The organism is Pseudoalteromonas sp. S1650 (assembly GCF_005887195.1).
GTDB classification, from domain to species: Bacteria; Pseudomonadota; Gammaproteobacteria; order Enterobacterales; family Alteromonadaceae; genus Pseudoalteromonas; species Pseudoalteromonas simplex.
This window is the reverse complement of record NZ_PNDF01000030.1, coordinates 19,479-44,970: the sequence shown is the minus strand read 5'-3', so window position 1 is coordinate 44,970 and position 25,492 is coordinate 19,479. Positions and strand designations below refer to the sequence as shown.

General features: G+C 38.2%; 28 protein-coding genes. 21 read left to right on the top strand and 7 right to left on the bottom strand.

Annotated features, from left to right (window positions below; all coding sequences use genetic code 11):
- Positions 1–9: 9 nt before the first annotated feature.
- From CWB80_RS11075 to CWB80_RS11040, 8 genes are all read left to right on the top strand, one after another.
- Positions 10–789: an enoyl-CoA hydratase gene (locus CWB80_RS11075; protein ID WP_135924626.1), complete on the top strand. Its 780-nt coding sequence runs from the start codon at positions 10–12 to the stop codon at positions 787–789.
- The gene (locus CWB80_RS11070; protein WP_138602214.1) at positions 789–1,931 is read left to right on the top strand and encodes an enoyl-CoA hydratase/isomerase family protein; all 1,143 of its coding nucleotides are present in this window, start codon (positions 789–791) and stop codon (positions 1,929–1,931) included. The genes CWB80_RS11075 and CWB80_RS11070 overlap by 1 nt, the downstream gene beginning before the upstream one ends.
- A gap of 17 nt (positions 1,932–1,948) precedes the next feature.
- On the top strand, positions 1,949–2,839 hold the full coding sequence (gene mmsB, locus CWB80_RS11065) for a 3-hydroxyisobutyrate dehydrogenase (protein WP_138557510.1): 891 nt from the start codon (positions 1,949–1,951) through the stop codon (positions 2,837–2,839).
- 9 nt (positions 2,840–2,848) lie between these two features.
- Positions 2,849–3,610, top strand: a complete 762-nt coding sequence (locus tag CWB80_RS11060; protein ID WP_138602216.1) for an SDR family oxidoreductase — start codon at positions 2,849–2,851, stop codon at positions 3,608–3,610.
- A 108-nt stretch (positions 3,611–3,718) separates the two neighbouring features.
- Positions 3,719–4,207, top strand: a complete 489-nt coding sequence (locus CWB80_RS11055) for a hypothetical protein (RefSeq protein WP_138602218.1) — start codon at positions 3,719–3,721, stop codon at positions 4,205–4,207.
- Positions 4,208–4,262: 55 nt separating this feature from the next.
- Positions 4,263–6,083: a protein kinase domain-containing protein gene (locus CWB80_RS11050; RefSeq protein WP_138602220.1), complete on the top strand. Its 1,821-nt coding sequence runs from the start codon at positions 4,263–4,265 to the stop codon at positions 6,081–6,083.
- A 38-nt stretch (positions 6,084–6,121) separates the two neighbouring features.
- The gene (locus tag CWB80_RS11045; protein ID WP_138602222.1) at positions 6,122–6,793 is read left to right on the top strand and encodes an RDD family protein; all 672 of its coding nucleotides are present in this window, start codon (positions 6,122–6,124) and stop codon (positions 6,791–6,793) included.
- A 14-nt stretch (positions 6,794–6,807) separates the two neighbouring features.
- Entirely contained in the window at positions 6,808–7,206 is a 399-nt protein-coding gene (locus tag CWB80_RS11040; protein WP_138602224.1) for a biotin/lipoyl-containing protein, read from the top strand.
- Between the two features lie 169 nt (positions 7,207–7,375).
- Here the strand turns inward: CWB80_RS11040 and gloA are convergent, their stop codons facing one another.
- Complete coding sequence (gloA, locus tag CWB80_RS11035; RefSeq protein WP_054553814.1) at positions 7,376–7,906, bottom strand: lactoylglutathione lyase; 531 nt, start codon at positions 7,904–7,906, stop codon at positions 7,376–7,378.
- Between the two features lie 183 nt (positions 7,907–8,089).
- Entirely contained in the window at positions 8,090–8,506 is a 417-nt protein-coding gene (locus tag CWB80_RS11030; RefSeq protein ID WP_063705328.1) for a VF530 family protein, read from the bottom strand.
- 183 nt (positions 8,507–8,689) lie between these two features.
- On the opposite strand from CWB80_RS11030, the gene CWB80_RS11025 reads away from it, so the two are divergent.
- Entirely contained in the window at positions 8,690–9,256 is a 567-nt protein-coding gene (locus CWB80_RS11025) for a hypothetical protein (protein ID WP_054553816.1), read from the top strand.
- Positions 9,257–9,304: 48 nt separating this feature from the next.
- Here CWB80_RS11025 and acuI read toward each other — a convergent pair whose 3' ends face one another.
- Together acuI and acuR are read right to left on the bottom strand one after the other, a co-directional pair.
- Positions 9,305–10,294 (bottom strand): acrylyl-CoA reductase (NADPH), encoded by a 990-nt coding sequence (gene acuI / locus CWB80_RS11020; RefSeq protein ID WP_138602226.1) that lies wholly within the window; start codon positions 10,292–10,294, stop codon positions 9,305–9,307.
- Positions 10,295–10,355: 61 nt separating this feature from the next.
- The gene (gene acuR / locus CWB80_RS11015) at positions 10,356–10,988 is read right to left on the bottom strand and encodes an acrylate utilization transcriptional regulator AcuR (protein ID WP_054553818.1); all 633 of its coding nucleotides are present in this window, start codon (positions 10,986–10,988) and stop codon (positions 10,356–10,358) included.
- Between the two features lie 373 nt (positions 10,989–11,361).
- On the opposite strand from acuR, the gene rmf reads away from it, so the two are divergent.
- On the top strand, positions 11,362–11,532 hold the full coding sequence (gene rmf, locus CWB80_RS11010; protein ID WP_036968408.1) for a ribosome modulation factor: 171 nt from the start codon (positions 11,362–11,364) through the stop codon (positions 11,530–11,532).
- A 64-nt stretch (positions 11,533–11,596) separates the two neighbouring features.
- Here the strand turns inward: rmf and fabA are convergent, their stop codons facing one another.
- Entirely contained in the window at positions 11,597–12,112 is a 516-nt protein-coding gene (gene fabA / locus CWB80_RS11005) for a bifunctional 3-hydroxydecanoyl-ACP dehydratase/trans-2-decenoyl-ACP isomerase (protein ID WP_054553819.1), read from the bottom strand.
- A gap of 207 nt (positions 12,113–12,319) precedes the next feature.
- Between fabA and CWB80_RS11000 the strand changes: the two genes are divergently transcribed.
- The 4 genes from CWB80_RS11000 to CWB80_RS10985 all read left to right on the top strand — a co-directional run bounded on the left by CWB80_RS11000 (position 12,320) and on the right by CWB80_RS10985 (position 15,522).
- Positions 12,320–13,177, top strand: a complete 858-nt coding sequence (locus CWB80_RS11000) for a 6-carboxytetrahydropterin synthase (RefSeq protein ID WP_138602228.1) — start codon at positions 12,320–12,322, stop codon at positions 13,175–13,177.
- The gene (locus tag CWB80_RS10995) at positions 13,170–13,988 is read left to right on the top strand and encodes a M23 family metallopeptidase (protein WP_138602230.1); all 819 of its coding nucleotides are present in this window, start codon (positions 13,170–13,172) and stop codon (positions 13,986–13,988) included. The genes CWB80_RS11000 and CWB80_RS10995 overlap by 8 nt, the downstream gene beginning before the upstream one ends.
- Positions 13,989–13,993: 5 nt before the next feature.
- On the top strand, positions 13,994–14,428 hold the full coding sequence (locus tag CWB80_RS10990; protein ID WP_138602233.1) for an acyl-CoA thioesterase: 435 nt from the start codon (positions 13,994–13,996) through the stop codon (positions 14,426–14,428).
- A gap of 182 nt (positions 14,429–14,610) precedes the next feature.
- Positions 14,611–15,522: an endonuclease/exonuclease/phosphatase family protein gene (locus CWB80_RS10985; RefSeq protein WP_138602235.1), complete on the top strand. Its 912-nt coding sequence runs from the start codon at positions 14,611–14,613 to the stop codon at positions 15,520–15,522.
- Here CWB80_RS10985 and CWB80_RS10980 read toward each other — a convergent pair.
- Positions 15,495–15,899, bottom strand: coding sequence for a response regulator (locus CWB80_RS10980; RefSeq protein ID WP_054553824.1), 405 nt, complete (start codon positions 15,897–15,899; stop codon positions 15,495–15,497). The two genes, CWB80_RS10985 and CWB80_RS10980, sit on opposite strands and share 28 nt — an antisense overlap.
- Complete coding sequence (locus CWB80_RS10975) at positions 15,899–16,813, bottom strand: glycosyltransferase family 2 protein (protein WP_138602237.1); 915 nt, start codon at positions 16,811–16,813, stop codon at positions 15,899–15,901. The genes CWB80_RS10980 and CWB80_RS10975 overlap by 1 nt, the downstream gene beginning before the upstream one ends.
- 220 nt (positions 16,814–17,033) lie before the next feature.
- Here CWB80_RS10975 and CWB80_RS10970 point away from each other — a divergent pair, with 220 nt between their 5' ends.
- The 7 genes from CWB80_RS10970 to CWB80_RS10940 all read left to right on the top strand — a co-directional run bounded on the left by CWB80_RS10970 (position 17,034) and on the right by CWB80_RS10940 (position 25,484).
- The gene (locus tag CWB80_RS10970) at positions 17,034–18,185 is read left to right on the top strand and encodes a glycosyltransferase (protein ID WP_138602239.1); all 1,152 of its coding nucleotides are present in this window, start codon (positions 17,034–17,036) and stop codon (positions 18,183–18,185) included.
- Positions 18,186–18,194: 9 nt separating this feature from the next.
- Positions 18,195–19,610, top strand: a complete 1,416-nt coding sequence (locus CWB80_RS10965; protein ID WP_138602240.1) for a lipopolysaccharide biosynthesis protein — start codon at positions 18,195–18,197, stop codon at positions 19,608–19,610.
- Positions 19,594–20,958: an O-antigen ligase family protein gene (locus tag CWB80_RS10960; RefSeq protein ID WP_054553828.1), complete on the top strand. Its 1,365-nt coding sequence runs from the start codon at positions 19,594–19,596 to the stop codon at positions 20,956–20,958. Before CWB80_RS10965 ends, CWB80_RS10960 begins: the two co-directional genes overlap by 17 nt.
- On the top strand, positions 20,951–21,661 hold the full coding sequence (locus CWB80_RS10955) for an acyltransferase (RefSeq protein ID WP_138602242.1): 711 nt from the start codon (positions 20,951–20,953) through the stop codon (positions 21,659–21,661). The genes CWB80_RS10960 and CWB80_RS10955 overlap by 8 nt, the downstream gene beginning before the upstream one ends.
- A complete protein-coding gene (locus CWB80_RS10950; protein WP_138602244.1) occupies positions 21,658–22,782 on the top strand; it encodes a glycosyltransferase family protein in 1,125 nt (374 codons plus the stop codon). Before CWB80_RS10955 ends, CWB80_RS10950 begins: the two co-directional genes overlap by 4 nt.
- Positions 22,783–22,935: 153 nt before the next feature.
- Positions 22,936–24,411: a GumC family protein gene (locus tag CWB80_RS10945; protein WP_054553831.1), complete on the top strand. Its 1,476-nt coding sequence runs from the start codon at positions 22,936–22,938 to the stop codon at positions 24,409–24,411.
- Complete coding sequence (locus CWB80_RS10940; RefSeq protein WP_138602246.1) at positions 24,408–25,484, top strand: glycosyltransferase; 1,077 nt, start codon at positions 24,408–24,410, stop codon at positions 25,482–25,484. Before CWB80_RS10945 ends, CWB80_RS10940 begins: the two co-directional genes overlap by 4 nt.
- The last annotated feature ends 8 nt before the right edge of the window (positions 25,485–25,492 follow it).

Below are 25,492 nucleotides of genomic sequence, written 5' to 3'. Positions count from 1 at the left end.
GAGCAACCTATGTCTAATCCATCGATTGATTTAAATATTGAAGGTAACGTAGCGGTTTTAACTATGAATAACCCGCCAGCGAATACCTGGACACAAGATACATTAACCGCGCTTAAAGACACTGTAACTGAGCTAAATGCTAACAAAAATGTCTATGCATTAGTGATTACAGGCCAAGGTGAAAAGTTCTTTAGTGCAGGTGCTGATTTAAACGTGTTTGCCAGCGGTGACAAAGGCGTTGCTGCCACTATGTCAAAAGTGTTTGGTGATGCATTTGAAGCACTAACCAATTTCCGTGGTGTATCAATTGCGGCAATTAATGGTTATGCCATGGGTGGTGGTCTTGAAGTGGCCCTTGCTTGTGATATTCGTATAGCTGAAGAGCAAGCTCAAATGGCACTTCCTGAAGCGAAAGTTGGCTTACTGCCTTGTGCTGGCGGTACGCAAAACCTTGCATGGCTTGTTGGTGAAGGCTGGGCAAAACGCATGATCTTATGTGGCGAGCGCCTAAAAGCAGACAAAGCTCGCGAAATTGGCCTTGTTGAAGAAGTGGTTGGTGCTGGCGAAAGTTTAGCTGCAGCAATGAAACTTGCTAACCAAGTTGGCGAGCAAAGCCCAGTTGCTGTGACTGCATGTAAAGAACTTATTCAAAAAGGTCGCACACAACCTATGGCTCATGCGTTGCCATTAGAGCGTGAGCTATTTGTTCAGTTGTTTGATACGCAAGACCAAAAAGAAGGCGTGAATGCGTTCTTAGAAAAGCGTAAAGCAAATTGGGTAAATGGCTAATGACTAACGTAACACTACTAAATCATCAAGATGCGCCTGTGGTGTTTGAAACTGCAGAGGCCAAGAGCGGCCTCATTGCAATTGCGACACTCAATGCGCCGAAATCGTTAAACGCTTTAAATTACGACATGATCCAACTGCTTGAGCCTCAGCTTAGAAAATGGGCTGACGATGACGCCGTTGCCATGGTCATTCTAAAAGGGGCTGGCGAGAAAGCATTTTGTGCCGGCGGCGATGTCGTTAGCCTGCATAAAGCAATGAGCACAGGTGAGCCAGCTAACTACATTGAAGACTTTTTTACCCTTGAGTATAAATTAGACTACCTAATTCACTGCTATGAAAAGCCAATATTACTTTGGGGTAATGGCATTGTTATGGGGGGCGGCCTTGGTTTAATGGCTGGGGCAAGTCACCGAGTGGTAACAGAAACATCGCGTATCGCAATGCCTGAGCTAACCATTGGTTTATACCCAGATGTGGGTGGCAGTTACTTCTTACATAAAATGCCTGAGCAAGTGGGTCTATTCTTAGGGTTAACTGCGGCGTCTATCAATGCTGAAGATGCCTTGTTTGTTAATCTTGCTGATCACTATGCAACAGCAGATAAATATGACGCTATTTTAACGGCAATCACCGCTGAAAAATGGGGCAAAACAGCCTCATTAAATCACGAAAAGCTGACTAAAATTTTAATCTTGATTGATAATATTTCAGGCCGTGTTCCTAAAGGCAATGTAAAAGATAACTTAGCGGTTATTCAAAAGCTGGCTGAGTTTGATTCATTGCAGGGAAAAATTGACTACATTCAAGCTTTACAAACTGAAGACAAATGGCTTACTCGTGCGCAAAAATCATTAGCGCATGGTTGTCCGCTTAGTTGTGCACTGGTTGAACGTCAATTAGCAAATTCAAAAGAGATGACGTTAGCAGATTGCTTTAAGATGGAGCTAGGCATGTCGGTACGCTGTGGCGAAGTAGGCGAGTTCCAAGAGGGCGTTCGTGCGCTACTAATCGACAAAGACGGTGCACCTAACTGGCAGTTTAAATCGCTTAGCGATATCGACGAAGCAGTTGTAGATAGCTTCTTTACAGCACGCTGGGATGAGCAATCTCACCCACTAAACTCATTAACGTCATCTTAAGTCCAAGGGGTAAACAAATGGCTAAATTAACAATAGGATTTATTGGTTTAGGCAACATGGGTGGCCCAATGGCGGCAAACCTTGTCAATGCAGGTCATACAGTTCGTGTGTTTGACTTAAATAAAGCAGCGGTCAGTGAGCTTGCCGATAAAGGTGCAATTGCTGCTACCGATGCAGCTGAGTGTGCCATTGGCGCTGATATTTTTATCAGTATGCTACCAGCAAGCAAACACGTTAAGTCGCTTTATTTAGGCGAAACAGGCCTTATCAACTTACTTGATAGCAAAACTTTGGTGATTGACTGCTCAACCATTGATGCCGAATCAGCGCGTCAAGTAGGTAGTGAACTTGCTCAAAAAGGCATTGATTTTGTTGATGCACCGGTATCAGGTGGTGTAGCAGGTGCAACAGCGGGTACTTTAACCTTTATCGTCGGTGGTGAGCAAAGTCACTTTGAAAAAGCCAAGCTGGCTTTAGTAGATATGGGTAAAAACATCTTCCATGCTGGTGATATTGGCGCAGGCCAAGTCGCAAAAATCTGTAACAACATGCTGCTAAGCATTTTAATGGCTGGTACTAGCGAAGCACTACAAATGGGCATTAACAACGGGCTTGATCCAAAAGTGTTAAGTGACATCATGACTGCAAGCTCTGGCCGTAACTGGACACTTGAGCTTTATAACCCATGCCCTGGTGTAATGGAAACGGCGCCAGCAAGTAATGATTATAAACCAGGCTTTATGGTTGATTTAATGGCGAAAGACTTAGGTCTAGCTATGGAAGCGGCTCAGCAAAGTAATTCATCTACCCCAATGGGGTCAATGGCGAAGAATCTATACACTATGCTTCAGCATCAAGGTGCGGGTAGTGATGATTTTAGCGCTATTTTTAAATTATTCTCGAAGTAGGAGATTGTTGTGGAAATTAAAAACAACAACATCGTAATTACCGGTGGTGCGCAAGGTTTAGGCTTTGCAATGGCCGAAAAATTTGCATCCCTTGGTGCGAACATCGCCCTTATCGATATGCAACAAGACGTTCTTGATACTGCAGTGTCATCGCTTGCTAAATATGGCACAAAAGTCATGGCGTATGCTGCTAATGTCACAGATGAAGACGCTGTGGTAGCAACGTTTAACACGATTAACAAAGACTTTGGCCATATCGGCGTGTTAATTAATAACGCGGGTATCTTACGCGATGGTATGTTTATCAAAGCAAAAGAAGGCAAAGTGCTAGATAAAATGTCGTTGGCTCAATTTCAATCTGTGATTGATGTGAACCTGACCGGTGTATTCTTAGCAGGACGTGAAGCTGCGAGCCACATGATTGAGTCTGGCAAAGGCGGTGTAATTGTTAATATGTCGAGTGTTGCTCGTGCTGGTAACATTGGCCAAACAAACTATGCTGCGTCTAAAGCCGGTGTTGTTGCGATGACAACGGGTTGGGCGAAAGAACTAGGTCGCTTTGGTATCCGTGTTGGTGCAATTGCACCAGGTGTTATTCGCACAGCAATGACAGATGCAATGAAACCAGAAGCAAAACAACGCATGATGGCGGTAACGCCAGTGGGTCGTTTTGGTGAAGCAGATGAAATTGCTCAAACAGCACAATACATTGTAGAGAACGACTTTTTTACAGGTCGTGTTGTTGAAATTGATGGCGGTATCCGCCTTTAGTTTTAAATGGTAACCCTTTACCCATTGAAAGTACCAAAACGGTAAGCCTAGCTTGCCGTTTTTTTATTTTTAAAGTATTTTAAATTCATAATAATAAGGAGATTTGTTATGAACACTGATGGCATTACAGTATCAATGAGCAAGGGAATTAAAGCCAACTTCAAACTGGGTGAACATTTAATTGAATACTGGGGTTCTGCTTACTCAGGTAAAGAAGTTCTGAAAGTAGACGGTGAATTAATAGCAGAATCACGTAACTTTAAAACTAAATCTGTTCATGAGTTTAATATTGATGGTAAAGCCTGCCAATTAACAATTTTAGTGACTTTATTCAGGAAGTTTTCTTCTACCATCACATTAGAGTGTGAGAGTGAGCTAGTTCACAGTTATCAACTCACATATGGTAAAACCCGACAAATTGCTTGGTATTTAAAAGCAATCCCATTTTTATTTGCAGGGATTTTAGGCTGGTGTTTTGCCGCTGATTTTCTTACCTTATTAGAGTTAGTCATTTTTGGCTGCTTAACCTTTGCAATATCAGAGCTGCTTATGAAAGATCAAGGCTGGATCATCGAAGAGCAAAAGCCTTGTAATTAACTGCCTAGCATTCAATAATTAAGCGGTTAAAAGCCGCTTAACTTTGAGAGATGCAGTGAATCCCAAACAAATCCGCAATTTTTATATCAATGAAGAACAGTCTGTTTATTTGCTGTCTCACCATGATGCTAAAAAGCACCGCCAATGGCTTAACATTTGTATTAAACAACTTACCTTGCTTGGTTACAGTGACGTTGAACTAATTGGCTCTGGTGCATTTGGATTTGTTTTTGCCGGTGTTGATGATGAAAACCTACCTTGGGTATTTAAGTTTTCACGGATAACCCTTGCACAAAGTGTACGTGATCGTCTAGAAGACGAAGCGTACATGCTCTCGCAAGTTAATAATCCGCTGGTGCCAAAATTTTATGCCTTTGAACGCATTAAAAAGCAAGGCATTTTAATGATGGAGCGGGCTCTAGGTGAAGACTTAGAAAAAATTTCCATCAAGCAGGGGCGTTTTAGTGCAGCAAAAGTCATGGCGCTTGCTCTTAGGCTACGTAATGTGCTGGTAGATTTACGTGAACACAAAAATGGCTTAAGCCCACAGCCAATTGTGCATGGCGATATTAAACCCTCTAACATCGTTTATGATGAACAAACCAATAAATTGTCATTAGTAGACTGGGGCAGCTCTGTTTATGCACAAATTGATGCAGAGGGGAATCCGGTTGCCAGCAATTTTATGGATCTTATGTCTGCTGATATCAGCACCACTAATGCACGTATGGGTGATGTGTATTTTATTGGTGATGAGCAAATGTCAGGCGGGCAGTCATCGCCACGTTTTGATGAACAAGGTGTTGCCTCAACTCTTTATGCACTGGCCTCTGCACAATCTTGCAGGTTCGGTGCGGCGGTTATTCCGGCTACAAGCCTGAATTTACCTATGGAGCTTGCCCGAGTTATTGACGGTATGCTTTCAAAGGATAAGGCCACTCGCGATGGCGCTGGTGATTATTTTATGCGAAACATGCCGACAATGGCTAAAGCTTACCTCCCTGAGCTGCCCCGTAAGGTCATTCGCCCTTATATTCCTTATTGGTTTAGTGAGTTTGATGAGCACCCAGACACGGTTGTTTATAGCTCACGTAAGCAATTTTTAAGACAAGCCGACCATAATCAACAATTACTTGATGTAAACGATGCCCAGCTCGACAGATACTACAAAGAGTTTTTATTTGATACCGGCGACACCGAAAAAGCATTTTTGGCCTCAATAAGCAGATTAGCAAAATACCCAGTAGTAGGGGGCCTTAGTTTTCACTGGAAAGAAAGCTCACTGTTTGTTGAATCTTCCCTTATTTTGCATGATGAAACGCTTGGCACTGCGTTTACCGATGCGATTAACAACACGGTAATGTTAGCACAGGGGATTGAACAAAAAGGTCTCTTTAAATGTTGCTTGTTTGATGCGCGTAAAACCATTCAGCTCGAGCGCGATGGCACAGGTGCGTTTAAATTTGAACATTTACCTGAGCTTGATTATGAAGTAATGGATGTACAAGCCTCAGACGTAACCAGACCGCATTCGTACTTTGAAGATGGTAAAGACCCTGATGAGCAATTACAGCTCCCGAAAAAGGTCATAAAGTGCGTATTTGAACTTAACCAAATTCACCACACAGGTTGTATCATTTTCGAAGCCTTACCTGATAGGATGAAAATACACCATTACTATCGTCTGCTAGATGCCAGTAAAGAACCAGAATTTAAACGTTTATTAAGTAAGCTCATGCAATACGCGGTTAATATCACAGATGTGGGTGTAGCAGGATTTATGAAGCTACCTTACAAGAATACTCGTGAATTTGATTTGTGTACTAAACAGCCCGATGAGTTTTATCCGCGAGACCCAAAAAGAGCTAAATGCTAAAAGCTGACTAAATTAAAGCAGTAAGGAGAATAACAAACATGGACTACACCCCAAATTATAAAAATTATTCATTGAATGAGCTTCTAGATGCTCAAAAATATATTGATAAAGATAGCTTCCCACAAAGAGCACAAGAGTTAGAATTAGAGATAGCAAATAAAATAAAAGACCCAGAAATAAAAGCAGAGTTTGAAGAGCTAGAAACGAATAAAAGGTATGCTACTTTTTGGCCTCGTTTTTGGGCCGCGATTATTGATGGTTTAATATTTACAGCATTACTTTATATTGAATGCTTACTCTTTGGCGTTGAATACTCTAACCAAAACATGGTTTTACAAGCCGTTAATGGCGTTCAGTATATTGGCTACGTTGTTTTTATGCATGGGTTTTATGGCCAAACTCTTGGTAAGATGGTGATGGATGTTAAAGTCCTCGATCATGACACTGAAACAGATATTAATCTTAAACAATCGGTTCGCCGAGAATCTGTAAATATTGCTATTAACTCATCTTGGATACTACTACTTTTATCTATTTCAATATCGTTACAACAACTAGGTAGCATACATGAGTTTTTAACTTATTTAATTATGGGTTTGAGTTCTTTAGCTACAGTATGGGCATTGTCAGAATTTATAACTATGCTGTTTAATGAAAAGCGTCGTGCAATACATGACTTCATAGGTAAAACGGTTGTTGTTAGGTTGTAATAAGGAGCGCGACTATGTCAATCCCAATAAAAATACCTGAATTACCAAATGATATTGGCGATGTTAAGGTAGCAAATGTTCATGTAGATGTTGGCGATATTGTTTTAGTTAATTCCCCCCTCTTTGATATAGAAACAGATAAAACAATATTAGAAATTCAAGCGTCTGAAGCAGGTGAAATTAGTGAATTTAAGGTTAAAGCTGGGGATTATGTTACTGCTAACCAAGTAGTTGGGATGATGTTACCTGATGAAAACGCTGAAATTAGATTTTTTCACTCTACCCCGAAGGAAAATGCTACTTCTAAAGTAAACACCTCAGATAAAAAGAGTAAGAACCATCAAGTTCAACATTATTGGCTGCTAGTTCTTTTTTTTGTGGCTATTGTAGGTATTATTTATACAAGTTTGTAACTGAGAAGATGATGTTATTTGGCTTTTAACAGGTGTATTTAAAGCTAAACAATGACCAAATGATAATTAATGGAATCTTTATTTTAAAGAGAACTCTGAGTTAATAAGTAAAACCTTAAAATGAAAAATTCAATAACCTGCTAAATAGCAGGTTATTAAAGGGGCAGCCTTACTTATGCTCTTCAATGATCTCAGTGATCCCTTCAGCCGAGAGTATTTCTATCCAATAACCATCTGGGTCTTTAATAAAGGCTAAGCCTTTCATTGAGCCATCGTCTGGTTTTTTGACAAACTCAACATCATATTTTGCAAAACGCTCGCATGCTGCGTACACATCTGGCACGCTAATACCGATATGACCAAAGCCTTTTGGTTCATCATTACCACTATGGTAACCTGTAAAACTGTCGTCATTTTCTGTGCCCCAATTATGTGTAAGCTCGATAAGAGCAGGGCGGCGAAATACCCACTGTGCTTTTTCTTTATCGCTGCCTGTTGGCATGTCTTGCTCATAACCTAAAAAGTACAGCGTAAACTCCATTTTAGGGAAGTCATATTTACCAAGTAACTTCATACCTAAAACATTTTGATAGAAATCTAAAGAAGGCTTTGGATCTTTAATGCGCAACATTGTCTGTTGCATTACATAACCTTGCGTAGCGGTTGCGATTTGTTCAGGTGATTCGTTGTAGTTAGACATACACATCCTTTTTAGCTGATATTTCTGGTAATGTAATTAGTCTAACATATTCACGTTACCCTTAAATTAATAACAAATATTTTTGATGTGCTAAGACAAATCTTCAGTTCTTAATTTGCTAACCCAAATAAAAAACCGCCCAAACAGGCGGCTTATTTCATCTTACAGCTCAAAGCTTAAAAATCAATTACCCCAAGGATTACTCGCACTTGAACGTTGTTTTCTAGCTCGAGCAAGTTGTTTAGCTTCTTTTTTAGCGTGAATGCGTTTGGCGTCGGTAAAACTTAACTCACACGGTTCACCTGGTTTTTGATCAGCAGGGATCACGCGATCGCGTGGCGGTAATTCGTAGTTAACATTGTCTGGGCGTGGTAAGTTTTTAAGACGATACAAATAAAAGTTCTCGACTTTTTCTTGAGCCCATTGGGTTTTACGTAAAAACTTAACCGCAGATTTAACATCTGGATTATTCTTAAAGCAGTTCAACCGCATATAGGCGTGGAGTAATTCCCAGCCATATTGTTCGACAAGCTCTGTTACGACTTGCTCAATACCAACACCTTGTAGCGGGTTATTGCTGAAAATTTCTTTATTACTCATATCATGCTCTTGTTTATTGTTTACGTAATTAGTTAATTATAATTTGAAAGATCTAATTTAGATACCGCTTATCAATTTGATATACGAACCATTTTAAAAGTTTACATGTTTACCTTATATGGGTAATCTATGCGCTTGAATTGGCATGAGGCTAATTTATTAAATTGATTAAGGAATCTATAAATGGGACTTTTTGATAAGATCAAAACACAAGCTAATACAATTGGAACAAATATTAGTGAATCAACCTCTAAACTAACCAGTGATATCTCTACTGCGTCGAAAGAAAAATCAAAGCTTTCAGCGATTAATTCTGAAATTACTTCAATTAACGGGCAACTAAATATTGCTTACCAAGACATTGGTAAAAAGTATGTATCTAATTTAGTCGATAATAAGGGTGAAAATGTTGAAGCTGTTCTAAAAGATACACTCGACAGAATAGAGCCTCTTTTAGAGAAAAAAATAGAGCTTGAGAAAGAAGCAGTAGAAATTGAGAAAAAATTAAAAGATCAGATAATTCTACAAGAAAAAGCAATTTTTCAACGTGAGTTTGATGAAGAAAAAGAAAAGCTAGAGAAAGCTGTGAAACTGGATGTATTAACAGAAAAAGAGATGCAGGATAAATTAGCTAGAGCTCAGCTTAAATTGGATAATTTTGATAATATTCGTAAAGTTAAAAAACAGTACGATATGCAATTAATTTCAAAGGAAGAACTAAACGAAAAGCTTGCGGCGTTTGGTGTTTAAATTCTTTTTTTTAAAAAGGCTCTAAGGTGTTTAGAGCCTTTAAATCTATTACTTACAATTAACTACTACACGGCCACGTATTTCACCTTTTAATAGGGCTTCTGCATTTGCAACGGCGTCAGAAAGCGGGACTTCTTGTGAAATAGTATTTAGGTACTGCGCCTCAACTAACTCACTTAAACGTTGCCATGCTTCAATTCGGTCAGCTTTAGGGCGCATTACACTATCAATACCCATTAGGCTAATGCCACGAAGGATAAACGGCGCTACCGTTGCCGGAAAGTCCATACCTTGTGCTAAACCACAGGCTGTTACAACACCACCGTATTTAATCGATGCACACACATTTGCAAGGGTGTGGCTACCCACAGAATCAATTGCACCAGCGAATTGCTCTTTTGCCAGTGGTTTACCAGGTGCTGAGAATTCATCGCGAGATAAAACACGTTTTGCGCCTAATTTTTCAAGATGATCTGCTTCGTTCATGCGGCCTGTTGTGGCAACAACATCAAAGCCAAGCTTATTAAGTAAATAGATAGCAAAACTGCCCACGCCGCCATTGGCTCCAGTGACCAGAATTTCACCGCTTTGAGGCGTGATCCCTTGTTTTTCTAAAGCGATAATACTAAGCATTGCGGTATACCCCGCAGTACCAATTTGCATTGCTTGTTTTGGTGTTAAATTAGCGGGAAGGGGGATAAGCCAATCTGCACTCATAGATGCTTTTGCACTTAAACCACCGAGGTATTTCTCACCAACACCAAAGCCATTTAACAAGACTTTATCACCTACTTTAAATTCATCACTTTTAGACTCAGTCACTGTGCCTGCAAGGTCAATACCTGGGATCATCGGGAATGTTCTTACCACAGGGCCTTTACCTGTAATCGCTAAAGCATCTTTGTAATTCAAGGTGCTGTAGTCAACATCAATATTTACATCGTGCTGGTGGATACTTTCTACAGGAAAGTCTATGTATTCGGCACGATAGCCTTGATCATCTTTGTTGATAACTACCGATTTTACTGATGTTGTCATGTTGACTCCTTTTAGACCGATCGTCTTTTAATGGTTAAAATAAAACCGTATTAAAACGGCTTTATAAAATTAAGCGTAAAAATTGAGCTGTATAAAGGGTAAGCGGTTCACTTGATTTATCAAGTTTAGAGCGCATCACTGCGCCTTCCCATCCAATCCAGAAGAACTCAGCAAGCATTTTACAATCTGATGATTGAGGTATTTGTTTTTGCTGCTTTGCGTCTATCAAGCAGTGTTCAATTAGAGCTTGCCAGCTGGTGTAAGCCTGCTTAATACGTGCAATCATTGCTTCATTAAGGTAGCTGAGCTCTTGGTTTAAATTACCAATTAAGCAGCCGCGATTAAACTCAAACTTTGCCATGCCTTGTTTAGCGTCATTAGCAAACAGTACAATCCTTTCAAGAGGGGTTGTTGCATCGTTTGCTAGGTGGCGTTTTAACTTTGCCTGAAAATAGCTGTCGTAAGCATCTATGAGTGCCAAGCCGAAATCATTTTTACTTTTAAAGTAATGATAAAAAGATCCCTTAGGTACTTGTGCTGATTTTAAGATTAAATCAATGCCGGTTGCGCTAAAGCCTTTTTCAGTTAATACGGCTAACCCTGTATTAATTAGTAGGGCACGCGTATCTGCATTTGAACGCGCTATTTTTGGTGGCCTGCCACGACGGCTCGGCACAGAGTTATTTGTTTCCATGAGCACCATATTAGACCGATCGGTTTTTAATATGCAAGTAATAAATAGACTAAATTGTAATCATCACAAATTTGTCATGATTACAATTTAATTGGGAACTTTGTCGAAATAGGCTAGGTCACAAATATTGAAGCTAAAAGAGCTGTATCGTTTTTAGCTGAATTTAAGTGTATTAATAGATGGTTTTAGTTAAAGAGGTACGACCACCTAGTCATTTAAAATGTTAATTCATTTGAGCATCAGCACGTTAGTTATTGTCAATTTATTTAATTGCTTTTTGCTATTTGAATTTAACAGTTTTATTAACTATTCATTAAATGTAGATGTCAATTTCGCTACATATCTATAAATATAAAAGGTGAGGATATTACCTATGAAGAGACAGAAAAGAGATCGTTTAGAAAGAGCTCATTCTCAAGGTTATAAAGCAGGCTTGGCAGGCCGTTCCAAAGAACAATGCCCTTATCAACAAATAGACCCTAAATCAGAATGGTTAGGCGGCTGGCGAGAAGCCATTGAAAACCGAAATATGTTTAAAACTTAAAATAGGCACCTTATTTACGCAAAAAAGCCCCACTTTGGGGCTTTTTTGTATCTACAAATTAATATTAGAATGCAGATGTATCTTGGAAAAGACCTACTTTAAGATCTTTTGCTTCATAGATTACGCGGCCATCTACTTCTACAGTACCATCAGCCATACCCATGAATAATTTACGTTTAATTACACGCTTCATGTCTAAACGATAAGTTACTTTTTTAGCTGTCGGTAAGATTTGACCTGTGAATTTAACTTCACCTACACCAAGTGCACGACCAAGACCTGGACCACCAGACCAACCTAGGAAGAAACCAACTAATTGCCACATAGCGTCAAGACCAAGACAACCAGGCATTACTGGGTCACCTTTAAAGTGACAGTCGAAGAACCAAAGATCAGGGTTGATATCTAGTTCTGCAACGATTTGGCCTTTACCGTGCTCACCACCATCAGCAGTGATAGAGATAATGCGGTCCATCATTAACATGTTGTCACTTGGTAAACGACAGTTGCCTTCACCGAACATTTCACCTTGACCGCAAAGGACCAATTCTTCTTTTGTATAGCTGTTTTTAGGTTCCATAACTCTCATTCATCGCTTAGAAATTGCCCCGTACTTTAGCGTACACTTGTACGCTAAACAACTCGGAGCAGTTAATTATTTGCTATTTTTCGCTTGTTTTATGACCATTTAATTAAACTGTCGCTGATAAAGGGAGATAAAACCGCGCATTGTGAAGTAAAAATCATTATAATTGCTGTGATTCTTTAACCAGTCTAAAGGAAATTTATGATCCTTTTTGTAAACTCACTGACAGTGATTGATTTTTCTTACTTGTGTAATAAACGCGGCGCAGTTGGCGAGAGCTGGATTGTGGATTTAACTCTGCACGGTCAATTAAATGATGAGTCGATGGTGCTTGATTTTGGCTTAGTTAAAAAGCAAATCAAGGGCATTATTGATAACTGTATCGACCATAAACTTGCTGTGCCTGCCACACTAAACGGTTCACTAACACAGCATGCTGAGCACAGCGTGCTAGATTGTCATTTTGGTGATAATTATCACTTAGCTATGAGCGCTCCTAACCAAGCATATTGTTTAATCGATGCTGATGTTATTGATGAAAAGTCGGTAACCGAGTTTTTAATTAAAACAATTATGCCTGAGCTACCTAGCAACATTGAAAAGATTGAAATTAATTTATACCCAGAGCATAGCCAAAGTTTTTATTATCATTACAGCCATGGTCTTAAAAAGCACGATGGTAATTGTCAGCGTATTATTCATGGTCATCGCTCTCAGATTGGTATTAGCCTTGATGGTATGGCTATGCCTCGCTTACAAAAAGAGTGGGCAGATAAATGGGAAGACATTTATCTAGCAACAGCTGAAGATGAAATCAATAAATCAGACCTTAAGCATGTAACTGCACAAGAGAACGATGTGTGCTTTGCTTACACATCACAGCAGGGCTATTTTGAAATGGCGATAGACAAATCACGCTGCGACATTTTACCTTGCGATACTACGGTTGAGTGCATTGCAGACTACTTAAGTTCACAAGTTAAAAACCAATACCCTGATTCAGAAGTTAAAATTACAGCTTACGAAGGGGTTGGTAAGGGGTCAATCAGTTATGCGTAAAGGATTACTAATAGCTGCATTTGCAGGATTGTTTTCTTTAACTGCAAGTGCTGTTGAATTAAAAGGACATTTAACTCAAGGCGGTTTAGTAACAGGCCAAATTGATGGCGCTAAAAGTGTTAGCTTCAATGGTGAGCCTCTTAAGCTTTCAACAAATGGTGAGTTTGTGTTTGGCTTTGGTCGTGATGCGAAGACAAATCATAGCCTTACTTGGGTTGATAGTGCTGGTGTAAGCCACGAACAATCAATTGTGATCACTAAGCGTGATTACAAAATTGATAAAATCACCGGTGTAGCAAAAAAATATGTTTCGCCACCTAAAGAAGTGTCTGAGCGTATTAGCCGTGAAGCTGTTGCTGTACGTAAAGCGAGGCAAGTCAATTCTGACTTACGGTACTTTTTAGATCCTGTTTATAAGCCGGCAACGGGGCGCATTTCAGGTGTTTATGGTAGCCAGCGTTACTTTAATGGTGAGCCTCGCCGCCCGCACTTTGGTTTAGACATTGCCAATAAAACGGGTAGTCCAGTGTATGCACCAGTAAGCGGCACAGTTGTTTTTGCTGATGCTGACTTATATTACTCTGGTGGAACCTTGATCCTTGACCACGGCCATGGTGTTACCTCTACTTATATTCATTTAAGCAAATTAGATGTAAAAGTAGGGGATGAAATTAAGCGTGGCGATAAAATTGCCGAGATCGGTGCAACCGGTCGCGTAACTGGCCCTCATTTAGACTGGCGTTTTAATTGGAAAAATGAACGCCTTGACCCTGCGCTAATGATGCAAGACACATTAGCTAATAAAAAGTAGAGACTATGACACAACCAATCGATCGTGACGCTATTATTGCAAAGCGTATTGCTGACTCAACAACGTCGGTAACAAAAACTGTTTTTCCTGGCCGCACCAATCACCACAATACCTTATTTGGCGGTGATGCGTTGGCTTGGATGGATGAGGTCGCGTTTATCGCTGCTACACGTTTTTGTCGTAAGCCACTTGTAACTATTTCGTCTGACCGTGTAGATTTTAAAGAAGCCATTCCAGCTGGTACATTTGCAGAGCTAATTTCTAAAGTGGTGCATGTAGGAAACACTAGCCTTAAAGTAGACGTTGAAATCTTTTTAGAAACAATGCACAAAGACGATAAGCATTTAGCTATTTCTGGTAGTTTCACGTTTGTAGCTGTTGATGATAATCACAGGCCAACACCGGTTGTTTGCGATAAAATGATCAACGGTTTCGAATAAAGCACGGCTATACCAATTCGCAATAAAACTTAATTAAGCGAATTGGTGTTAAACTTAAAAAATAAGTACCTGCGGGTATTTATTTTTGCATATAAAAGAACACATCATACTAAAATTTGTGTAAATATTATCTCAGCAAAGATTAAGAAATAGGACTATAAGTAATCAGAGGGAGGGTGGCTATGCGTTTACTAATTCTGGTTCTTTATGGCGTTCTTTTATTTTTAGCTTTTAATCAATTAGATTCTTATATGCTGGATTTAATCGCAGCGCTAAGAGGTCAGTTAATTTTAGTTAGCTTTTTACCTGTAGGGTTATGTTATTTTTACAGTAAAAAGGTGGCATCAAGCTTACTAGTTTTAAGTACAATTTTGACTTTAGTGCACTTTAAACCTTACTCATCTAATCAGAGGGAGGTCGGTGATATTAAGGTTACGCAAATAAACCTACAATATAGTAACCCTAACTTACAACAGATTATCTATAACCAAATGATAGAAGAGAAAAATGATATCCTGGTGTTATTAGAATTTAATGATACACAGCGTCATGTTCTTGATAATCTCAACACTGAATATCATTTGTTTGGTTATGCTGAAGTTGAAGGCGCGCCTTTTGGTATAATCGTTATCTCAAAACTTCCGATTATCCAAAAACAAATTAAACGTTTTGATAATCCAAAACTAGGCTATGTAAAACTTAGTTTTTTGCATAATAACATTATGTTAAATAGCCTTGTTTTTCATCCTCCATCACCAAGAGATAGAACTCTATGGACGCAACGCAACTCTGTTTTAAGTAAAGTGCAAAACGAAATTAAAACTTTAGGAGGGAATTGGTTAATTGCAGGGGATTTTAACACGGTTCCATGGTCGCGCTATTTTATTGAAGCTGATAATAATTGCTTTGATCGTAGTGGATTTTATGTAACTTGGCCTTCTAAAATTCAATTTAATGGCTCACCAGTTTTAGGTCTTCCTATTGACCATTGCATTGCAAGTGAGAAAATTAGGCTAACTAATATTAATACTAGTTTCGTTAAAGGTAGCGACCACAGGTCGCTTACCTATGAAGTTAAACTATCTAAACAGTGAAGTTGTCTTAATTTACTATTTTCTATCAATATCTCTACTAACATACTTAATTCAAAATTATCCCAAGGCTTTGCCGTAATCATTGTTGCGACTTTATCTTTGACTGCATGCTTAGATGCTTCCATCTCTGCATAGCCAGTTAATAACATACGCGAACTGTAAGGTTTTACTGCCTTAATTTTCTCAAGTACAGCTAAACCACTCAAAGAAGGCATTAATAGATCACAAATTACCAGGTCAAGCGCATTTTGTTTCGCATATTCAATAGCTGCATAGGGATCACTGTAACAAACTACAGAATAGTTACTAATTAGCAGTCGTTTTAATGAGCGCAAAATTGCCTCATCATCATCAATTATTAATACAGTTTCTTTCATTAGCTTGCACCCAATAAGTGTTTTAGATCATAAAGAACATGTTTAAAATTTCGCTTATGAGGAAATAGCCAAAATGCCTTATTTGAATAGGATAGTGCTTTCGAGTAATTACCTAATTCTCTATAAAACTCACCATAACACTCACTTAAACGTGCTTTTATTTTCTTTAATTCTCCTTTTGTAACCCCGTATTGATTCCTGCGTATAATTTCAACCATTGCGGCTAATCGATTTTCTCTATTAGCAGTTATTGAGTTTGCTCGCATCAAGTAGTGCATTGCGCACAAAGAGCTGTAAGCTACATCACCTTGCTTAGCTATTTTTAACCAACAATCCAGATCTGTTGCGCTTGTTAATTTGTGATCAAATCCGCCTACGTCAATCAAAGCGGCACGTTTAACCATTACAGATGAAGTGCCAACAATGTTAGTTGTTATCATTTGACTTATTGGATTTTTCAGCAAATGAAATTCTGTGTTCGTTCTATTGCTTTCGAATTCAGGCCAGTAGTCAAAACAGCTGATTATGTCTTCATTTTTTTCATTAAAGTGCATGTAGTCTGTAAAACTTAGTACGCACTCTGGATGCTCGTTATGAAAGGCTAACTGTTTAGCTAGTTTATCTTTTGACCAGTAATCGTCTGCATCTAAAAATGCAACATACTCTGAATTTGCTTGTGTGATGGCCAAGTTTCTTGCTGCCACGACACCTTTCCTATTTTGCGTAAATAAACGTACTTCTTTATTTGTTTTAGCGAGTTGTTGTAAGTAGTCTATGCTTCCGTCAGTAGACCCATCATCAACAATAATAATTTCAAAATTAACATCATTTTGTTGGTAAATACTGTTTATGCATGTCTCTAAATACTTGAGACAATTGTAATTAGGGATGATTACACTAACTTGAGTAGACATAAGATTACTCCAAAAACTTAAACATATTATTCTTGTAGTACGCAATTTAGAAGCCACTTTTATTAGCTCGATATTGGCTATAATTCTCTGATTTTTCTTTTTGTGCGTTGCATTTTGCAATTATTTATAGATTTGACGTCTCAAATTGAGAAAAGTACCCCATAAAAAGCAGGTATGGTTATTGCCCTTGTTTCTACATATATTTTAGTAGGAGCATTTTATGAAACACATCGCTATCTTAGTTCCGAGTTTCCCAGTTGCATCAGAAACATTTGTTGTCACAGAAATTAATGCACTTCTAGATGCTGGACATAAAGTGACGGTATTCACTTTTGAAAAAACCTCTGTGTTGATTAATTTATCAAGTGCAATAGAGGTCAAAGAGATTGAAAAGCCTGATTTTAAAAAAATACTTCCCGCAATGTTTAATGTTGTGAAACTCAGTAAAGCAATAAATACTGCAATCCAGTTTCGCTCGATATCTACACAATCTCTTATTGGCTATGGCTACAAAATTGCTCAGTACCTTAAAGTTGCCAAAATAGATCATTTGCACTGCCATTTTATGCATGGCCCTTTAGCATATGGCATTGTTGCTGCGAAAATGGCAAATATAACTGTCTCTTCGATAGGGCATGGCCATGATGTTTATGTGAATAGTGCCGATTTAAACTCGAAATTAGCTTTATGTGATTTCTCTGTCGCTGTGTGTGAAGAAATGGCTATGCAGTTTAAAAAATGCGAAAAAAGTAACGTGAAATTACTTCACTGCGGTATCGATACTACAAAATTTAACCAAACACCTTCATCATTAAGCGAATCTGTAAGGTTAATTTTTATAGGTAGGCTAGTCGAAAAGAAAGGGCTTCAATTCTTATTACCAGCTCTTAAACATATGCCTAAAGAATTTGGTATTACTTTAGATATCGTTGGCGACGGTCCAATGATCAACGACCTAATATATATGGCTGAAGAGCTTGGCGTAAGAAAGTCAGTCAGGTTTCTAGGTGAAAAACCTCATGCTTGGGTAAGTGAAAACCTAGTGAATTATTCAGCTTTGATTGCCCCATTTTGTGTTGCTAAAAATGGTGACCGAGATACAGGGCCACTGGTTTTAAAAGAGGCAATGGCATGTGGTTTACCTGTTTTAACAACCACTTTAATGGGTGCGAATGAAATTGTTACGCCTAATGTTGGCATGAAATGTATGCCTAGCAGTATCTCTGGTATTAGCAAGATGCTTTATAAATTTCATCAGTTGTCACCTCATAAACGCTATTTACTCGGCCAAAATGCAAAACAACATGTTAATCAGCACTACAATGCATTTAACCAGGCTAAACAACTATCAAAGTGGGTTGAAGCTTTGTAAGGAACAGTTATGAGTAATCTAAAACAAATAGGTTATTTTGCCGTCGCAGTATTATCAGTAAAAGGACTAGGCTTTTTATTGCTACCAATTAGCACACGATTCCTAAGTCAAGTAGAGTTTGGTCAGTTAAATTTTCTTGTAACTGTTTCTGCGCTGTGCTCGCTTATTTTATCAATAGGCTTACCAGAGCTTTTACTTAAACAACAGTACAATACTCATACTGAAAAACTTGCTCTGTTTCGTGACGCGGTAATAACAACCTTTATATTTAGTTTACTCTTTGCAGGTTGTTCTTTGATTTTTTCTGAGCAAATAGCACATCAGTTACCGGCCAAAGTTGATCCTCTAGATTTAAGGCTATTAATTGTTAACCTTGTACTATCGGCGCTAATTGGTATTCCGTACATTTATTACCGCTTGACTAATAATGCGAGAACATATTGTTATTTATGCATTTCTCATGCTTTAGTCCAAACAACATTAACGATTACCTTACTATTTTTAGGTTTCAGTATCACTGGAGTTATGGTGTCTGGGGTAGTGAGTAGTTTACTTATTGTATGTATTAGCTATTTTGATATTTTAAAGGTTATTAATGTAAGTTATTCAGAGTTTTCTTGGCGAATACAAGGGAAACAGATTGTTTTTATCATTTCTATTGTTATCTCTAGTTTATTTATTTATACCGGAAACGGCGCTGAAAATTGGTTTATAGTTGCAAACTTTGATGAGACATTGTTAGCGAATTACTACGTGGCGGCGCAGTTTGCAGTATTAACTTCGTTTACGTTTGAGCCTATACGCCTTTGGTGGTTTGCTAAACGTTTTAGCCTAGTTAAAAACAATAAATCTGAATACGAAAGTAAAGCCATTCTCTGTTTGAATGTTGGTTTAGCGCTTTGCGTAGTGATGTCTGTTCTTGCTCCAATCACTTTAAATTTAGTGTTACCTGATAATTACCACGGCAACGAGCACTGGTTAGTATTGTTAATTGTTGTGGTTGCTATTAGGCACCATAGCGATATTTTGAATATTGGTTGTTATACGCATAAGAATGGGATCTGGGTACCCATTATTAATTTTTTAACTGCATTAGTCGGTCTGAGCCTTTTATATCTTCTGGTGCCAATGTTTGCAGTAGAAGGAGCGATCTTATCTTTAATTATTATGCAGAGCTTTAAACTGTTATGTTTTTACTTAACTAGCCAAAAATTTGTTCCGCTAACTTTTAAACTATCTTCACTTGCTCCTAGTTGGCTTGCTTTATTGATCATAGCGGGTATTTCGTTTATGCCTGGCAATTTAATTCTACAATTAGGTGTCCTGTTAGCGTACATTTTTGTATTTATTAATCAGTACAAGAGCATCATTTTACGAGTTATCAAAAAAACGGTAGAGGAGCGTAAATATGCTCAATTACTATAAGCAAAATCAACTTGTAATAAATGGTATTGTTGTCACCGTACTGGTTATTTCGACTTACTCGCTACTAGGTCCTATCGCCGTTTTTGCTTTATTACTACTTCCTTTTGCAGCGTTTACAGCAGTGAAAGTCAGTGTTGCATTTATTATCTTATTTATTCTTTTTAGTTATTTTAGGCTACACGAAGCATTTCCTGTTTTGATGCCATTAAAAATTCCTAAGCTCTTGGCATTAGCATCTCTTTTAGGGATTGCATGGCATCTATTTATTTCGCAAAAATTAAAGCCTCATTGGCATACAAATCACCTTATATTTTTTGCTTGGTTTATTTGGTTAACTATTTGCGTATTCAGTGCGGCTAACCGTGGTTTAGCGCTTGAGTATTGGTCAGGTGTGTTGATTAAAGTGCTCATAATGGTGTTTGCAATTTCATGGTGGATGACTTCTCTACAACATTTTAATGTTATCCGCATTGGTATTATGATTTCAGGCTCAGCCATCGCGCTTGTAGCCTTAAGTAATAAAATGAATGGGATCGGTCTTGTTGAAGGAACTCGTGTGACTATTTCGCGAGAACTTCGCTCACAACTCGGTGACCCGAATGATTTATCACTTGTCATGATGTTCCCAGTGTCTTTTCTTGCAGCTGAAGTTTTTGATAGTAGCGCCCATAAAATAAGACGTTTTATAGCACTCATCTGTCTAATAGTTGCGATTAGTGGCGTTATTGCTACTCAAAGTCGTGGGGGATTACTGGGGATTGCAGCAGTATTAAGCTTTTTTATCTATCAAAAAATTAAAAATCCAATCATTGTTGGTTGTATAGGTGCTGTCGGAATGCTCGCGATGATTGTTTTTGCAGGGATATCAGATAGACAAAGTGGTGGTGCTCATGAAGATGGTGTCGATGAGTCTGCAATGGGCCGTATCTATGCTTGGCATGCGGCAATTAACATGGCGCTGTCTAATCCATTGACTGGGGTAGGTGTAAATAATTTTGTCGCGAATTATTTTTTCTATAGTCCACATTGGGATGGCAAGAATCATGCAGTACACAGTACATGGTTTCAAGTACTTGGCGAAACAGGCATTGTTGGGATGTTCATATTCATTGCCCTGATCACATGTATTTACCGAAGTTTAAACCGTGTTTTCTTGATAAATAAACAGCTTAACGATGAAAAAATAGCAGTGAATGCGAAAGCACTTAAAGGCGGGCTGATAGGCTTTATGGTGTCAGGAACCTTTTTAACTCAAGCTTTTACTTGGCCTATATACATCATCTTGGCGTTAACTATTGCTCTTGAAAAGCTTGTTATAGATAAACAAAAGGAAAGGCATTATGACTGAGAATTTAAAACAGTGGTTAAAATCAAGTGACAGTCCTTTTGCAAAGTCACTTTTTCAAATTGCAAAACTCATTCGCAATCCGCAAATGTTTGTAATACCAGGTTTCCATGCATGCCTATACAAACTGCATTTACTTGTTAAAACAATTTTCAGTGAACTATTACGTATCTTCTATTTTACGCCAATTTTTAAAAGCCAAATTAAAGGTTCAAAACGTAATTTATATCTTTATTCTGGTATGCCACAAATTTTAGGGCAGCTAGATATAACGTGCCAAGATAATTCTCGTATTAGTGGTATTAGCACTTTTTGTGGTCGTAGTCATGGGTTAAACAAATCGCAACTTATCATTGGTAACAATGTTGATATTGGTTGGCAAAACTCATTCTCTGTGGCTGGTAAAATTGTTCTGCAAGATGATGTTAGGCTTGCTGGACGGGTTTTTTTAGCTGGTTTTCCAGGCCACCCTTTAAACTCGCAAAGGCGCGCTTTAGGTGAGCCTGATGATGATTCGCAAGTCGGAGACATCATTATAGAGCAAGGGGCTTGGGTTGGAACGGGGGCGACAATCCTTGCTGGCGTAACAGTAGGAAAGGGCGCAATAGTTGCTGCAAGTAGTGTTGTTACAAAAGATGTACCTGCAAATACGATCGTGGCTGGAAACCCTGCAAAAGTTGTTAAGAAGCTGGAGTCAGAGTCATGAAATTTATCGTTTTTGGTGAAGATTGGCAAAGCCATCCAAGCAGTACTCAACATATCTTTAAAGAATTAGCGAAAAGCCATGATATTGTATGGATAAATTCAATCGGTATGCGAAAGCCAACAATAAAGTTGCTTGATGTAAAAAGAGTTTTTTACAAACTAAAGTCCTTAGTGTTGAAAAAGAGGCATACTGAAGAATCTGCAGACAAGCACAGCAAACTTAAAGATCATACTTTGCCGATTTTACCTTGGCATGACAATAAGCTTGTAAAAGCATTTAATAAATGGATTTTTAATAAAAAGCCTTTTGTTGATAATGAACCAATTATCTATTGGGTTAGTGTTCCTACTGCCATATACCTTATTAATTTACGTCCCATAGACAAGATTGTTTATTATTGTGGCGATGACTTTTCGGCTTTAGCGGGTGTTGATCATTTAATGGTTGAACCACTAGAGAGAGAGCTTATTCTTAAAGCCGACCTCATTTATGTAGTAAGTGAATTTCTTTCTAGCAAAATGCCAAAGCATAAAGTTAAGCTGTTATCTCATGGTGTTGACTTTGATTTATTTAATAATAAAAAGCAGAAGGCAGTTGAACTTAGTAATATAAATAAACCGATTATTGGCTTTTATGGTTCTTTAAATGCGTGGCTCGACAAAGAGCTTTTGCAAAAACTGGCACTTGAACGGCCTCAATACCAAATAATGTTAATTGGTAACATTATTGAAAACTTTGATTCATTATTATCCCTTAACAATGTGTCCCATGTACCCGCAGTAGAGCACCATAAACTTGCTACTTTCTCTCAACATTGGCATGTCTCGATTCTCCCATTTGTTGATAACGCGCAAATTAGAGCATGCGATCCGCTTAAACTTAAGGAGTATCTAGCGACTGGGACCCCCATTGTTTCAACTAATTTTGCTGCAGTGAGCCCCTATCAAGAGGCTGTGCTGATCGCAGACTCTATGAATGCCTTCATTGAGCGTGTGGACTATGCCGTTAGCATAAGCGATGAGCAAAAGCTTAATTGGCGACAAACTCAAGCTGATTACGCAAAAAATCACAGTTGGCAAGTTAAGGCGCTACAAATAAGTGATGAGCTAGGGCTTGGTTAACTTCATCTATTAAAAGCTGCATTAACGCAGCTTTTTTTATTTTTGGAACAAGATCTGCAACAGAATAACTAATTGAAATTATCGCAATTTATTTTTTTCAAAATGCAAATATAACTGTATTTTTTTGCAAATTGCAAAGCAATAGGTAACTCCATGTTAGTTAAAGAGCAGATCAAACGATTAATATATTTAGGGCTTTATGCGCTTTACACGCGTATTAAGCTTTTTATTATTCCGTTTTGCATTGTGCCTCTTGTTGTTATTTTCATGGGGCTGACTGCTCAAAAACAATATACCAACCACGCAACCATTTTGATTGAAGAATCTGCACTTTTAAATCCGTACTTAGATGATCTGTCTTTTTCATTTCAGTTATCAGATCGTATGGCAGCACTTAGAACTTTAGTTATAAGCAGAAAAGTACTTATTGCTGTCGCTAAGGAAACTAATTTAATCGCAGAAGATGCAACGCCAAAACAAGTTGAAGAAATTCATCAAAAGCTCTCTAAAGCTCTCTCTTTGTCATTAATCGGCGATGAATTAGTGCGTATAAACTTTATATGGCACGACCAAAGTCAAATGAAACCTGTACTTGAAAAAGTGGTAGAGAAATTTATTGAACGCTTACTTGCGCCAACTAAAGCCTCTTTAGATACGTCAGAACAATTTTTCTTTCAACAACTTGAAGGGTTACGCCAAGAGTTAGAAGTATCTGAAGAATCTCTTGCTAAATTTAAAAGCCAAAATAGCAATACATTACCAACGGTTTTACATAGCAACCGCGAAACATTCGATAAATTATTATCGGAAAAACAGCAGAAATTAATTGCTCTTTCTGGTGCTAAAGCAAAGCTCAATGCACTAAAAAATAAAGTAGGGCAAGCTAATCCAATCCTAGGGAAGTTAGAAGAAAAAATTATTCGTACAGAATCTGAATTAAGTCTACTGCGCACTCGTTATACAGATAAGCACAGTAAAGTTATTGAAAAAACACGTACTTTAAAAAACTTAAAAGCGCGTCAGCAGTCATTACTTGAATCAAGCGAAGATTTAGATACCTCGAATTTAGATCAACTTTGGCAAATGGTTAATACCTTGCCTTCGGGTGAAAATAAAGAATCCAGTGTATTGGTTTCTCAGCTGCTTGCCTTAGAAGAGGCTAAAAATAACCTGCTTCAACAGGAACAAGAATTTGCAATGCTAGAAGAACAGGTAAAAGAGGTAAGCGAGAGATTATTAATTACCAGCGATGTAGAAAAACAGCTAAGAAAATTAGAACGAGATTACGAAGTTAAACAATCGTTGTACAAAGATATGTTAAGCCGATACGAAATGGCAAAAGTAACAGGAAAACTTGTTAAATATGAAGGCCCAGACAAAGTAAAAACAATTGAACGCGCCTATAGCCCAACGCAACCAATCAATACCTCTTTAGTCATGACAATCGTGATTGGAGTTGTGCTTGGAATGTTTACAGGTGGAGCAAGTGTATTTGTTGCTTCACTTTGCGACAGCCATCTAAAAGATATTCAAACTATTGAAAAGCTTAGTAATGCACACGTAGTAACTGTCCTGCCAATTATAAACAGCAGTGCATCTAACAAGCATATTGAAGGAGAACCTTTATGAAGGTAATGCACTTAGTACAGCATTTAGAAGTTGGCGGCCTAGAAAAAATGGCAATTACGCTATTAAAGAATAGTCAATATAGCCAAACAACCATCATCGTCTCGTTAGAAGGTGATAAGGAGTCAGCAATCAAACAATGGCCGGAACTTAGCAATTATAAAAGCAGTGTTTTTTGTTTAAATAAAGCACCTGGCTTTAAAGGTTCGGTTATAAAAAAATTAAAGGCGCTTATAAAAGAGCAGCAAATAGATATTATTCATAGTCATCATATAGGTCCATTACTGTACGCTGGTATTGTGTGTTCATTAACAACTAAGCGTATTCGCCATGTTTCGACTATTCATGATGCTTGGTATTTAAACAATATTAAGCAACGTTTTTTCACCAGAGCTCTTAACTTATTAACACATATTCATTGGGTAGCAGATGCAAACATCGTAGCCAATGAGTTTCAATCAAAAACGTCAATCATACCTCAACAGACAATTTTAAATGGTATTGATTGCGAGCAATTTAAAGCAATAGATAAATCATGTGCACGCCAGCAGTTAAACTTACCAGAAAATGTTCAGTTGATCGGGTGTGCAGCCCGACTAATTGAAGGTAAAGGGCATAAAGACTTAATACATGCTCTCATTTATTTGCCTGAGAATTATCACCTTGTATTTGCAGGCGATGGTGACCAGAGAGATTTACTCCACAAAGCTGTTGAAAGCTATGATTTAAAATCGCGAGTACATTTCTTAGGAAACATACACGACATGAGAGTTTTTTACTCTAGCATCGATGTTATGTGTCTATATTCGAAACGAGAAGGTCTGCCCCTGTCTATCATTGAAGCGATGGCATGTGGAGTACCTATTGTCGCATCTGATGTAGGTGGTATTCACGAAGTTGTAACTGATAAAGAGGGGGAATTGATAGCAGCAAATAACTACAAGCTAATTGCCCCTGCAATATTACGTACTTTGCAATTACCAAACGGAAATCCTATTCGTCATCATGCTATTGCTGTTGCTGATGCACGGACCATGAGTAGTCAATATGACAATTTATACACAGCGTTAGCGTGATGGGAGGC